The organism is Dokdonella ginsengisoli, assembly GCF_042652785.1.
Taxonomy (GTDB): domain Bacteria; phylum Pseudomonadota; class Gammaproteobacteria; order Xanthomonadales; family Rhodanobacteraceae; genus Dokdonella_A; species Dokdonella_A ginsengisoli.
Map to the genome: position 1 here is coordinate 211322 of NZ_JBHSHD010000008.1, position 13362 is coordinate 224683.

The following is a 13362-nucleotide window of genomic DNA, read 5'->3' on the forward strand; positions in this document are numbered from 1 at the left end:
GACCGGCTTCCGCACCGCCGCGCGCGCCGCTAACCTGACCCGATGGCCCGGCTCGTGTTCCGTTTCGGCGATTGCAGTCTCGACGTCGCCGCGCGCGAGCTGCGTCGCGACGGCGTGCGCGTCGACCTGCCGCCGCTCGTGTTCGACTGCATCGCCTACCTGCTCGCCCATCGCGACCGCGCGGTCGGCCGCGACGAGCTGGTCGCCGCGGTCTGGGGCAAGGCCGCGATCAGCGACACGATGCTCGGCAAGGCGATCCTAGCGGCGCGGCGCGCGGTCGGCGACAGCGCCGAGAAGCAGGCGCTGCTGCGCACCGTGCCGCGATTCGGCTACCACTGGGTCGGCGCGGTGCAGGAACAGGACCTCGCCGACGCGATTCCGGAACCGGCACAGCCACCACCGGTGCCGGCGCGCGCACCGGCGGCGCCAAGCCGTCTCCGCCCGGCACTGGCGGCGACGGCCGTGCTGCTGGCCGCCGCCGCACTGGGCGCGGCCTGGCTCCTGCGTTCGCCGCCGCCGTCCGCACCGGCCGAGACAATGGCGCCCGCCGACGCGACACCGAGCGACCTGCTCGCCGTGCTGCCGACCGAGGTGTTCGCCGATCCCGCCGACGACTGGCTGCGCCTGGGCCTGATGGACCTGCTCGCCACGCGCCTGCGCACGGCCGGCGTCGCGGTGGTGCCGAGCGATGCGGTCGTGCGCGCCGCCGGTGCGGAGCGGTCGAGCGAGCGCGTAGCGGCGGCCGTGCGCGGCGCGATCGACGTCGGCGGCTGGATCGTGCCGGCGGTGCGCAAGTCCGGCGCCGAGTGGATCGTGCACGCCGAGCTGGTGCGCGGCGGCCGCCGCGGCAGCGTGCAGGCGCAGGCGGCCAGCCCGGTCGCCGCCGCCGACGCGGTCGCGCAACGCCTGCTGGCCCTGCTCGGCCGCGCCGCCGCCGACGAGCGCGCCGATGCGGACCTCGGCGTCACCGAGCTGCTGCAACGCACCGACGCCGCGCGGTTGGCCGAGAACCTGGATCTGGCCCGCGCGGTGATCGCCAACGCGCCGGAGGCTCTGCGCGCGCTGCCGGAGGTGCGCGAACGCGCGATCCGCATCGACCTGCGCGCGGGCGAGTTCGAGCGCGCGCGCAGCGCGATCGTGGCCCTGCTGCAGGACGTGCCGGCCGAGGTCGACCCGGTCATGCACGCGCGCCTGCAGGAGAACCTGTGCGTGGCGGAAATGCGCCAGGGCCGGCCGCAACCCGCGATGGCCGCCTGCGATCGCTCGATCGAGCTGCTGGAGACGCGCAACGAACCGCTTCCGCTCGGCCGCGCCTACAACAACCGCGGCATCCTGCATGCGCGCCGCAACGAGCTGGACGCCGCGCTGGCGGACTTCGCGCGCTCGCGCGTGGCGCTGAACCTCGCCGACGACCCGCTGCTGCTGGCGCAGCTGGACGGCAACGAGAGCACGGTGGAAATGGCGCGCGGGCGGCCGGCCGAGGCGCTGCCGACGCTGCAGCGCGCCGGGCGCACCTTCCAGCGCTTCGGCATGATCAACGAGTTCGTCACCGCGCTGGTCAACCAGATCCACGCGCACCTGATGCTGCTGCAGCCGCTCGAGGCGCTGCAGGCCAGCGACGCCGGCTGGAGCGAGCGCACGCGCCTCACCGACCCGGAAGTGCGCAGCACCTTCGAGCGCGATCGCGCCGAGGTGCTGGCCGCGAACGGCCGCCTGAACGAGGCGCGCCTGGTGCTCGACGGCCTCGCCCACGCCGCCGGTCCGGATCCGGCGCGCCTGGCGCCGATCCGCGCGGCGCAGGCCGAGCTGGACCGCACCGGCGGCCAGCCGGCTGCGGCCGCCCTGCTCGCGCGGCAGGCGCTGGCCGGGCTGAATTCGCCGGAGGAGGCGCACGAACGCGCGCGCGCCTGGCTGCTGCTGGTGCGCGCGCTGCGCGAGTCGGGCGACGCCGCCGCGGCGGCGGACGAGGCCGCGCGCTTTGCCGCCTGGGTCAAACCCGATTACCCGCCGCGCGCCCGCCTGTTCGCCGCCCTGGCCGGGGCCGAGACGGCCGCCGCCGCGCAGCGCGACGAGGCCGCCGTCGCCGCCTACGAGGCGGCCGCGGTCATCGCCGAGACGACCAGCGCCGACGGCATCGCCGAGGTGGCGGCGTCCTACTCCGGCTACCTGATCGCCGGCGGCCAGCTGGCGCGCGCGGCCGTGGTCGCCGGCCCGCTGGCACGCCACGCCGAGCGCGATTACGAATCGGCGGTGGTCGGCGTGCGCCTGTACCAGGCGCTCGGCCAGCCGGCGGCCTGGCAGAAGGCGCTGGCGCAGGCACGCCGCCTGGCCGGCGAACGGCCGCTGCCGGCCGGCCTGGAGGTGCCGCCGGCGCCCGCGCCGGTGGCGCGCAACGGCTGACCGCCGCGCCGGGAAAGGAATCCGAACGAAAGCCGAACAGCGGCGGCATGGAGCCGCCGGCCCGCGCCTGCCAGCCTGTCGCAGTCACGGCCGCCACGCGCGGCGGCCGACCGATCGATCCCCCGGAGTCCCGCATGTCCCATTCCGCCCTCTCCTCCCTTCGCCGCCGCGCCCTGCGGCTGAGCCCGCTCGCCGCCTGCCTCGCCGCCGCCCTGCTGATGCCGGCCGGCCACGCCAGCGTCCGCCCCGCCGCCGAGCGCGGCAGCCTGCAGGTCGGCAACTGCGACGACGCCGGCCCCGGCAGCCTGCGCGACACGGTCGCCGCCGCCGCCGACGGCGACACGGTCGATCTCTCCGGCCTGGGCTGCGACACCATCACGCTGAGCAGCGGCGCGATCGGCATCGGCGTGGCCGACCTGAGCCTGACCGGCCCCGGCCGCAAGCAGCTGACGATCAGCGGCGGCGACGCGGACCGCGTGTTCGACCACGCCGGCACCGGCACCCTGAGCCTGTCGGGCCTGAGCGTGACGCACGGCTTCGGCCTGGAGGGCGGCGGCTGCGTGCGCAGCGCCGGCAACCTGGTCCTGGACGGCGTGACCGTGTCCGCCTGCGCTGCCGGCACGCCGGACACCGCCGGCGTCGCCGGCGGCGGCGCCAGCGCGGCCGTCGATGCGACGCTGACCAACACCGACTTCCTCGACAACACTGTCGACGGCAACCTGCGCGTGCGCGGCGGCGGCCTCGCCGTCGGCGGCTCGCTGCACGCCAGCGGCAGCCGCTTCAGCAACAACCGCGCCTACAGCCACGAGGTCGCCGGCGGCAACGCGTTCCAGAACATCGCCGAGGGCGGCGCGATCCACGTGCTCGTCGACGCCGAGCTGGTCGACAGCACGATCAGCGGCAACACCGCCCAGTCCGACACCTACGAGGTGTTCGGCGGCGGCCTTGCGGTCGGCTCGGATCCGGACAACGCCGCCGGCTCGCTCGACCTGCTCGGCAGCGAAGTCAGCGGCAACACGGTGGTGTCCGGCTGCCCGGTGTGCGCCCCGCAGGGCGGCGGCATCGCCGCGGTCGGCATCACGCGGCTGCGCCAGACGGTGGTCAGCAACAACACCGTCGGCTCGGCCGGCTCCTACGGCGGCGCCGGCGGCCTGCGCGTGTTCGACGCGGCCAGCGCCGAGATCGTGCAGAGCACGATCAGCGGCAACCATGCCGACTCGGCCGGCGGCGGCCTGATCGGCCCGAGCCAGGGCTACCTGACGATCGACGCAAGCCTGATCACCGACAACTTCGCCGGCAACCAGGGCGGCACCAACGAAGGCGGCGGCGGCGTGCTCTGCTTCAGCTGCACGATCCAGCTCTCCAGCAGCACGGTCAGCGGCAACACCGCCGGGGCGAACGGCGGCGGCATCGGCATCCTGTTCGGCGAATACGCGCCCGGCACGTCCACGGTGATCGACAGCACGGTCTCGGGCAACGTCGGCAACGAGGGCGGCGGCTTCATGCTCGACGGCGGCCGCGCGCAGTTCAGCAACAGCACCATTGCCTTCAACCAGGCCAGCGAACGCGGCGCCGGCATCAGCGGCAGCGAATACGCCTACGAGATCGACCTGCAGAGCAGCATCGTCGCCGGCAACACCACCGGCACCGACGCCAACAACGTGTGGGCCTACCCGGACACCGTCAGCGGCGCCAACAACCTGATCCCCAACGCGCCCGGCCTGCCGGCGGCGATGCCGGCCGACACCCTGACCGGCGATCCGCTGCTGCTGCCGCTGGCCGACAACGGCGGCGCCACGCCGACGCATGCGCTCGGCAAGGGCAGCCCGGCGCTGGACGCCGGCAACAACGCCGTCGGCCTGGTGTTCGACCAGCGCGGCGACGGCTTCCCGCGCGAGGTCGGCGCGGCGGCGGACATCGGCGCGTTCGAGCAGCAGGCGGCGGCGCCGGACGACACGATCTTCGCCGACGGCTTCGACGCCGCCGAATAGAACGCACCGCGCCGGCCGGCACGATCGTGATTGCGGCGCCTGGAAGCATCGCCGCCGCGGCGATGCTTCCAGGGCCGCCTTCGAGTCAGTCGAAGCCGTCGGCGAAGATGCGATCGACGTCGTCGGCCGGCACCGCAAACAGTGTCGAGGCGGTGGCCGCCAGGTGCGCGGAATCGCCGGCGTAGCTCGCCGTCAGCGTGTACACACCCGGCGGCGGCGCGGGCAGCGGACAGCCGGCCACGCCGTTCGCGGCGGTCGTCGCCTCGCAGGACACGCCGTTCACCTCGAAGTGCACGCTCGCGCCGGCCACCGCGGCCTGCGGCGTCTGCGCGATGTCGGTCAGGCTCGCCTGCACCAGCGCCGTGGTTCCGGCGTGCGCACCGGTGGCGCCGACGAAGGCGAGGAAGCTCGCATGCGGCCCGCTGTCCCAGTTCAGGCGCGCCGGGTTGGACGTCAAGGTCAGCCCGCCGACCGTCGCGCTGGCGACGATCACGTCGGCGCCGGCGGAAACGCCCTGGTAGGCGAACTGCGCGACGCCGTTCGCATCGCTGCGCACCAGCGCCGCGCGCGGGTTCGCGCCGGTCACGCGCACCGACACCGGCGTATCCGGCGGCACGACCAGGTTCGAGAACGTCGCGGTCAGGGTGCGCGTGTCGCCCTGCCGCGGATTGGGCGTGGTCGTCCGCGGCGTCAGCGCCAGTGCCGGCGAAGGATTGGTGGCGGCGAAATCGCACACGCCCGAGGCCGGCGTCAGCTTGTACACGACATCCGGCGCGCTGCTGTAGAGGCAGCCGTCGTTGCCGATCGTGCCGCTGCCGAGGTTGCGCGCCAGCGGCGTCTGCACGGCCGGCGTGGCGATCTCGACCCGGTTGAGGAAGAAGCCGGTCGCGTCGAGGTTGTAGGTCAGCAGCGACTGCGCGGCGCCGTTCGCATCGGTCGCACCGACGCGCAGCCAGTAGCACGAGGTCACGCCCGGCACCGCCTCGACGGTCGGCGGCGAGGGACCGTCGGTGGCGCTGACGCGCATCACCGGCGACTGCTCGCAGGGGTTGTACACGGTGGCGACGTAGAGCGTGCCGTCCGGCGCGAACGAGAGCACCCCGTTCGGCGTGCCCGGCAGGGTCGCGTAGACGGTCACCTCGGTCGGGCGATCGGGATCGGCGCCGGACGGATCGGTCAGGCGGAACAGCGAAGGATCGTCCGAACCGGCGCCGGTGCAGTTGTCGTCGAAGAACAGGTCGCCGCTGAGAGGATCGAACGCGATGCTGTGCGGGCAGGTTAGGTTCGAGGCGAGCACGCGCAGCTGCGCGCCGGTGTTCGGATCGATCTCGACGATGTCGCCGGTGCGGAAATCGCCGGTGGTGACGGCGTGCGTGGCGTACAGGCGGCCGTGGGTGTCGAACACCGGCGTGCCGAGCGTCGGGCCGAGATTGGACAGGCGCGTGCCGGCGGAACCGCCTTCCGCGGCGAAGCGGTAGAAGTCGCCGGTCGGCAGGTGCCCGACGTAGGCGTTGCCGGCCGCGTCGAACGCCGGGTTGGTGGCGCCGACGCAGCCGAAGTTGGTGTTGCCGTAGAAGAACGGATAGGCGGCAAAGCCGTTGAGGTACGGCGCGATCACCTCGTCGCCGAGCGCGACCGGCGGCGTCACGCACGAACCCGCGGCGCTGCCGCTGAAGCTCACGATCGCGCTGCCGGGCACCGGCAGGTTGCCGTCGCTGACGTCGACCGCGGTGAAGGTGACGCTTTCCTCGAACGCGTCCGTCGCGGTGAACACGATGCGCCCGTCGGCGTCGGTGACGGCCGGCGCCGGCGCGGTGACCACGGCGCGGCCGTCGTGCGCGAGCTCGACGCGCTTGCCCGGCGTGGGGCGGTCCTGCGCGTCGTGCAAGGTCACCGTGATCGAGGTCGTGGCGATGCCGTCGGCGGCCACGCTGGTCGGGAACGCCAGGATCGACGCGCCCGCCGCGCGCGGCGTGACGAAGCTCAGCCGCGGCGTCTGCGCCAGCGCGGTGCCGGCGACGCGAACGGTGAAGACCAGATCCTCGACGCTGGCGTCGGTCAGCGTGAACACCGCGCTGCCGGTGCCGGCCGCGGTGGTCGCGCTGGCCGGCGTCACCGAGGCGTGGCTGCCGGGCGCGGACAGGGTGACCGTCGCGCCGCCGATCAGGTTGCCGTTCGCGTCCGCCGCGCGCACCACGATCCATGCCGGCGTGCTGCCGTCGGCGGGCACCGGCAGCGGCAGGCCGAGGTCGGCCGGATAGGTGAAGCCGTCCTCGCGATACGCATGCGCTTCGGACACCGCCGCGTCGACCGCGCCGGGCGTCTGCGCGGTCAGGCGCTGGTGCAGGCGCGCGAGATTGGGCGAACCCAGGCCCACGTGCGCGAAATCGCTGCCCATCGAGGCGGCGGTGTGGAACGCGTCGGTGCCGGCCAGCGGGTACAGCGCAGGATTGAGCCAGCCGAAATTCTCGCCCTGCGCCTGGTTCAGCAGCGCGGTGAATGCGGCCCACAGCGGCGTCGAGCTGCTGGTGCCGCCGTAGAGGCCGCCGGTGGGACAGCCGCCGAGCGCGGCGGCGCAGATCAGCACGCCGCGGGCCGGATCGGCGTTGGCGGCGACGTCGGGCAGCGAGCGCATCGCGCCGGCGTGCAGGCCGTCCTGGTAGGCCGGGCGCGGAAAGAACCGGCTGCTGCCGAAGCCGCCCTGCCCGGTCGGCGGCACCGCGCCGCTGCCGTCCCACCAGGTTTCGCTGGCGTAGGTGTAGCCGGGGCCGAGCGTCAGCGAGGTGCCGCCGACCGCGGTCAGGTGCGGCGCGCTGGCCGGCACGGCGGCGGTGGCGGCGGCGCCGTCCAGGCAGGTGCTGCCGGTGTCGCCGCTGCCGGAGAACACGGAAATGCCCGAGGCGGCCGCGGCCTGCAGGATCGCATCGATGCTCTGCACGTCGGCGGCGCTGGTCTGGTCCTCGCAGTACGCCCAGCTGTTGCTGATGACGTCGACCTGGTCGTCAATCATCGCGTTGAACATCGCCTGGAAGCTCGCCCCGCCGCTGAACGGCGTGTGGTAGACGCCGATCTGCGCACCGGAGGCGACCGACAGCACGTCGGCGAGGTCGAGCAGCACTTCGTCCTGGTTGGCTCCCGGCACGGTGCCGCCGCCGACGGCGACCGACTGGACCTTGTCGATCTGCGCGTCCGGCAGGCCGATCAGGCGGATGTAGTCGGCGACGTCGCTGCTCGTGTAGTGGTCGTATTCGAGCAGGCCGATGCGCTGGCCGGTGCCGTCGACGCCCTGCCAGGCCGGCGGCGGCGGATCGACGCCGATCAGCTTGCCGTAGCCGGCCGCGGTGCCGTTCTGGTTGATGCACTTGGCCAGCGCGCGCAGGTACGCGGCCTGCGCCGCGGCGCTGCCCTGCTGGGCGACGAGGAAATCCCAGTCGGCCAGCGCGGTCAGCATGCACACCGTCGAGAACACGAGGATGTGGATCTCGCGCTGCGACTGCGGCCGTGCCAGATCGCTCAGGCCCTGCACCGCGTGCACGCGGGCGGCGATCGCCGGCGGCAGGTTCGGTTCGCCGTCGTTGGCGTGGAAGCGGCGGCCGTCCAGCACGTAGTCGTCGATGCCGATGCCCAATGACGCGGCGACGGTCGCGCGCGGCGCTTCCACGTCCAGCGTCATGCGGTTGGCGGAATCGGCGGCGATGCGGAAGCCGTGCGCGGCGAACCAGCCGCGCACGGCGGCGTAGCCGTCGGCGCTCGGCCCGTAGCGGTCCGACACCGCGGCCGGCGGGAGGAAGCGGCGGAACTGCGCCGACGCCGGGTCGTAGACCTCGGCCAGGTAGCTTGCGAAGCCGGCTTCGTCGTCACGGCGCAGGATCACCGTCAGGCGCAGCGCCTGCGGGTCCGCGCCGCTCTTCTCCTGCAGGCGCTGCGCCGCGGCCAGTGCCGGCAGCACGTGCCCCGGCAGGGCGACGGTCTTCTCCGGCGCGGCGAACGCGCCGCTGCAGACCAGCAGCGCGGCGAGCGCGATCCAGCGCGAGACGCTCGCGCGAGCGCGTGAAACGAACATGACGACCCCCTTGGCGATGCGGCCGCGACGGCCGCTCTTTCAGGGGAGTGAGCGCGGAACCGGAAACATCACGCGAGCCGGCCGGACGCCGGCCCCGCTCATTCCGCGCGCACGTGCAGGGTCCATTCCTGCGCCGCAGCGCCGTCGCCTTCGGCGGCGAGCGAGACGCGATAGTCGCCGGCGGCCAGGGTCGCCGGCGGCAGCGTCGCCTCGACGAAGCGGTACGCGCCCTCGGTGCGCGCGACGAGACCATGAGCCTCGAACACGTCGCGCGCCGGCGCGCGGATGCGCAGGACATAGCGCGCCGGCGTCGCGGGCGACGCCGGTTCGACCGAAGCCGTTTCCGCTTGCAGGCGGACGGCGGCGTTCGCGGCGGGAAGGCGCACCGCGATGCCCGTCGCATCGCCCGCGCTGCGCGAAAGATCGGCCAGCAAGGTGATCGTCTGCACCGCCGCGATCGACGGCGCCGCCGGTCGCTGCACACCGGACTGGCGCAGCGGCAGGCACAGTGCGAGCAGCAGCGCGGCCGCCGAGGCGAAGCCGAGCCAGGCGGTCCGCCGGCGGCGCATTCGCCGGGCCGGCGCGGCGGTCGGCGACGCAGGGCGTGCCGAAGCCGCCGCGGACAGCGCGCGCTCGGCGCGCAGGCGCTCACGATCGGCCGGCGTCGCCAGCAGCCAGCGTTCGACCGCCGCGCGCTGCGCCGGGTCGAGAAGGCCGCGCGCGTAGTCGTCGAACAGATCGGTCTCGACCGCGCGCAGGCGCACGCCGAACGCCTCGTCGAGCAGCAGGCGCTCCTCCAGCGCCGCCGACGCCTCGTCCGGCAACCGGTGCAGCAGCCATGCACGCAAGGTCTCGTCGCCGGGTTCGCTCATCGCAGTCGTCGTGCCGTTCGGGCCGGTATCCCTGGCTGTGTGTCCGTTCGCGCTTTCATCACGGCGCCGCCTCGCGCCGCAGGCGTTCGCGCAGGCAGGCTTCCAGCCGCTCGCGCAGGCGCAGCGCACGGTTGCGCAGCGCGTTGAGCGAGACGCCGAGCCGGCTCGCCAGGCGCTGGCGCACGCGGATGCGTTCGCCGCCGTCGGCGCCGTAGTAGTCCAGGATCAGTTCGCGCGCCTGCGCGCCGGCTTCTTCCAGGCAGGCCGACAAGGCCGCCGCGTCGCGCTCGTCCTGCGCACGTTCCTGCACGGACGCCTCGTCTTCGGCCGGCCAGTCGTCGCCGTCCTCGGCGTGCTGATGCCGCCGTTCCTTCGCGCGCGCCTCGAGTGCGACCAGGCGCGCGATGCCGAGCACGTAGGAAGCGACCCGCGCGACCTCCACGCCTTCGTCGAGGCGGCGCGCGAGGCGATCCAGGGCGATGTCGGCGAGTTCCTCGGCCTGCGCCGGCGCGTGCAGGCGGAAGAAGCGCAGCAGGCGCCGGCGCAGCGTCTCGTAGGCCGCGCCGGGCTCGCCGTCGCGCTGCAGGCGCTGCAGCAGGGCCGCCAGCGCCGCGGCATCAGCCGTCGCCGCCGCGGGTGCGTCGACCGGAGAGATCATCGCCAATCGCCCTGCAGCACGAAGCCGCTCCAGTAGTACGCCGATGCGAAGCGCGGATTCTGCCGCAACTGTTCCTGCGCGCGTGCCAGCGCCTGCGGCGGCCGCAGTCCGCCCTGCAGAAGATGACGGTAGAAGGCGTGCATGAACGCAGCACTGGCGCGGTCGTCGACGCTCCACAGGTTGGCCACGACGCGGCGCGTGCCGGCGTAGAAGAACGCCCGCGCGAGGCTGAGCACGCCCTCGCCGGGCAGATCGGCGCCCTGCGCCGAATCGCAGGCGCCGAGCGTGACCAGCTCGACCGGCATGCGCAGTGCGTAGAGATCGTCCACGCGCAGGAAGCCGTCCTGTGCGCGCCCGGCTTCGTCGTACAGCGACAGCACGATGCCCGACAGCTGCGGATGGCGCGCATCGAGCACCGCATGCGTGGCGAAATGCGCGAACGCGTACGCGGACCAGTCCGCGCGCATCGCCGCCTCGCGGCTGGCGGCGAAATCCAGCGCCAGCCAGGAGCGTTCGGAGGATGCGAGCGCGGCGATCGCCTGCGCCTCCGCGCGCGAGGCGAGCAGACGCGGCAGCCCGGCGATGGCGGCATCGCGCGCCTCGGCCGGCCGCCGCACGGAGGCGTCGCGGCGCGGCTGCAGGCGCGGATCGTCCGGCGCGAATACCGGATCGGCGAGGATCGCCGCGCCGGCGCCCGCGGAATGCCGTTCCGGCAGCTCGCGCAGGCTGCGCAGCGCGGCGATCGACGGCAGCAGCACCGGCGCCGGCCGTTCGCCGTCGACCAGTTCGTCGGCCAACAGCGCGAACGGAACACCCTGCAGTTCGGCGTCGGCGACGATCGCCGCCTGGCGCGGCCAGCGCGCGCGCAGCGCCGGCGGGAACACCTGCTGCGCCAGCGCCGATGCGAGCCGGCGTACCGCCGCCTCGCTCTCGGCGTCGAGCGCAGCGCGGCGTTCGAGCGGAACGCCCGCATCCACGCGCCGCGTCGTGGTCACGCCGTCGAGCAGCGCCCGCACCGATCCGGCGATCTGCGCGCGCGGAGGCAGTTCGTAGGATTCGAGCCCGTCCGCCCGCAGCACCCACAGGTAGCTTTGCGTCTGGCCGAGCCAGAATTCGAAGATCGCCTCGTCCGCGCCGAGCAGGTCGGCGCGTGCGCGGTCGACGCGCAGCGGCGCCGGATGCGCAATGGCCGCGTAGCGCGGACTGGCCGCGCGCAGGCGGCCGCGCGCGGTGTCGAGATCGCGCAGCGCGGCGGCGACCTCGTCGCGCAGGCCGCCGGCCTGCGCCTGCGGCGTGCGCGCCAGGCGCCAGGCGAGGCGGCGCTGGCGATCGGCAGCTTCGCGCTCCTGCGCGAGCAGGGCCGGGTCCACTTCGCGCTCGATGCCGATCGAGCGTTCGGCCAGCAGGTCGAGCAGCGAACGCGCGCGGGCGCGCTCGGCGATTTCCAGCGCGCGCTCGGCGTGACCCTTGCGCGGCGTGCGGCGTTCGAGCGCCATCTCGACGTCGATAGCCAGCGCGTAGTACTCGTGCTGCGAAGCGAAGAACGCGGTGCGCAGGCCGGGGTCGGCGATCGCCGCGCGCTGCGATTCGACGATGGCCAGCGCGCGTTCGATCGACGCCTGCGCCGCGGCCGGCTTTCCGGTCGCCGCGTCGACCCGCGCCAGGCTGGCGCCGGCCGCCGCTTCCGCACTGGCATCGCCGCCGCGCCGCGCCTGGCTCAGTGCGCGGCCGTAGTGCGCGCGCGCCGAGGCCCAGTTCCGTTCGCGCAGATCGAGATCGCCCAGCGCCTGCTCGGCGGCGACGATCGCGGCCGTTTCGCGCAGCACGGTGGCCAGCGCCAGCGACTCGCGCAGACGCGCGCGCGCGGTTGGCCCGTCGTTCGCCGCGGCGGCGACGCGGCCGAGCCCACACAGCGCGTGCGCCTCCAGGCTGCGCAGGCCGTCGGCGCGCGCGATCTGCGCGGCCTGCGCGAAAGCGGCTTCGGCGCTCGCCGTATCGCCTTCGTCCAGCGCGGCGCCGCCCTGCGCGATCCAGGTCTCGGCCGCGCCGGAGCGGTTGCCGCTGCTCGACCACACCGCGTGCGCGCGTGTCCAGGCGGCGCGCGCATCGCCGCGTTCGCCCAGGCGCTGGTACAGGCTGCCCAGTTCGTTCCACGCCAGTCCTTCGGCTAGCGGATACGGCGTGGCGCGCAACTCGTCGAGCGTCTGCCGGTACACCGCCAGCGCGCTGCCGAACTCGCCGCGCGCCAGATGCGAGCTGGCGAGATTGCTGCGGCTGAATTCGACGCCCTGCGCGTCGCCGGTCTCCTGCGCGATGCGCAGCGCATCCGCCGCCGCCTGCAGGGCCTTGTGCGTTTCGCCGAGCGAGCGGTAGACCGCGCTGAGATTGCCGAGCGCCACGCCCTCGAATCGACGGTCGCCGGTGCGGCGGTACAGGGCGAGCGCACGCTCGCTCTGTTCGGCCGAGGTTTCGAACTCGCCCTGGTAGCCGAGTGCGGCCGCCAGGGTGCGCCGCGCGACGGCGCGCTCGGCGTCGAACGCGGGATCGGTGGCGTCGCAGCCGTGCGCGAGCGCGCGTTCCGCGGCGGCCTGCGCCTGCGGATAGCGCGCCTGCGCCAGTTCGAGGCGGGCCAGGCCGCTGCCGGCGCGCAGCGCCGCGCAGGCGTCGCCCAGATGTGTCCACAGCGAAGCGGCTTCGCGGTAGCGCCGGCGCGCGACGTCGACGTCGCCGCTGCCGCGACCGCCTTCGACGCCGCCGGCGGCGCGGCGCAGGGCTTCGGCTTCGGCGTAGAAGCGTTCGGCTTTCGCGCCGTCGCGGTCGCCGGCGCGGGTGGCGTGTTCGGCGCCGAGTTCGACGGTGAAGCTCACCGCGCGCTCCGGTTTGGCGGCCGCGACGTCGACGTCCCAGCTCGACGCCGCTTCGGCGACCAGGTACACGCGCAGCATCGCCGCGCGGCCGGCCTGGGTCTGCAACAGCGGCGAGTCGTCCGCGTCGCCTGCGCGCGCGCGCAGATGCAGCATGCCGTCCTGCTGGCGGATCGACAGCAGCGCCGAACGTCCGCGCGGCAGGCTGATGCGGTAGCTCGCGTGTTCGCCCGGCGCCAGCCGGACGGCATGGCTGGCACCCGGCCGCAGCGCCGCCGTGTCGGCGGCGCGCGCGGCAGGAACGGCGAAGCCGGCGAGAAGCGCGACGAGCAGGCCGGCGATTGCGCTGCGGCCGCGGCTGCGCGCGTTCGACGCGATCCCCGTTCTCGTCCGGCGCTGCGCGCTTGGCATGGGCCGCATCTTCGATAGGTCGGCCGCCGCCGGACGGCGGAAGCCGGTTGCGAGAAAGCGCTGGCGAAACGAACGCAGGCGGCGCCGAGGCCGTCGATCGCAT

The 13362-nt window shown here is 74.4% G+C and carries 6 protein-coding genes; 2 read left to right on the top strand and 4 right to left on the bottom strand.

Annotation, left to right across the window (positions count from 1 at the left end):
* Positions 1-42 precede the first annotated feature (42 nt).
* Positions 43-2400 carry a winged helix-turn-helix domain-containing protein gene (locus ACFO6Q_RS11310; RefSeq protein ID WP_380021053.1) on the top strand — a complete coding sequence of 786 codons (2358 nt, stop codon included), beginning with the start codon at positions 43-45 and terminating at the stop codon, positions 2398-2400.
* A 134-nt stretch (positions 2401-2534) separates the two neighbouring features.
* Positions 2535-4391, top strand: a complete 1857-nt coding sequence (locus ACFO6Q_RS11315) for a choice-of-anchor Q domain-containing protein (protein ID WP_380021055.1) — start codon at positions 2535-2537, stop codon at positions 4389-4391.
* 85 nt (positions 4392-4476) lie between these two features.
* Here ACFO6Q_RS11315 and ACFO6Q_RS11320 read toward each other — a convergent pair whose 3' ends face one another.
* The 4 genes from ACFO6Q_RS11320 to ACFO6Q_RS11335 all read right to left on the bottom strand — a co-directional run bounded on the left by ACFO6Q_RS11320 (position 4477) and on the right by ACFO6Q_RS11335 (position 13259).
* Entirely contained in the window at positions 4477-8454 is a 3978-nt protein-coding gene (locus ACFO6Q_RS11320; RefSeq protein WP_380021057.1) for an Ig-like domain-containing protein, read from the bottom strand.
* A gap of 98 nt (positions 8455-8552) precedes the next feature.
* On the bottom strand, positions 8553-9326 hold the full coding sequence (locus ACFO6Q_RS11325) for a hypothetical protein (RefSeq protein WP_380021059.1): 774 nt from the start codon (positions 9324-9326) through the stop codon (positions 8553-8555).
* Positions 9327-9384: 58 nt separating this feature from the next.
* Complete coding sequence (locus ACFO6Q_RS11330) at positions 9385-9984, bottom strand: RNA polymerase sigma factor (RefSeq protein ID WP_380021061.1); 600 nt, start codon at positions 9982-9984, stop codon at positions 9385-9387.
* Positions 9981-13259 carry a CHAT domain-containing tetratricopeptide repeat protein gene (locus ACFO6Q_RS11335; protein ID WP_380021063.1) on the bottom strand — a complete coding sequence of 1093 codons (3279 nt, stop codon included), beginning with the start codon at positions 13257-13259 and terminating at the stop codon, positions 9981-9983. The genes ACFO6Q_RS11330 and ACFO6Q_RS11335 overlap by 4 nt, the downstream gene beginning before the upstream one ends.
* Positions 13260-13362: the final 103 nt, after the last annotated feature.

Excerpts from the sequence above, each read along its gene's own strand:
- ACFO6Q_RS11320 (WP_380021057.1), bottom strand. The coding sequence starts at position 8,454 with ATGTTCGTTTCACGCGCTCGCGCGAGCGTCTCGCGCTGGATCGCGCTC.
- ACFO6Q_RS11330 (WP_380021061.1), bottom strand. The coding sequence starts at position 9,984 with ATGATCTCTCCGGTCGACGCACCCGCGGCGGCGACGGCTGATGCCGCG.
- ACFO6Q_RS11325 (WP_380021059.1), bottom strand. The coding sequence starts at position 9,326 with ATGAGCGAACCCGGCGACGAGACCTTGCGTGCATGGCTGCTGCACCGG.
- ACFO6Q_RS11335 (WP_380021063.1), bottom strand. The coding sequence starts at position 13,259 with ATGCCAAGCGCGCAGCGCCGGACGAGAACGGGGATCGCGTCGAACGCG.
- ACFO6Q_RS11310 (WP_380021053.1), top strand. The coding sequence starts at position 43 with ATGGCCCGGCTCGTGTTCCGTTTCGGCGATTGCAGTCTCGACGTCGCC.
- ACFO6Q_RS11315 (WP_380021055.1), top strand. The coding sequence starts at position 2,535 with ATGTCCCATTCCGCCCTCTCCTCCCTTCGCCGCCGCGCCCTGCGGCTG.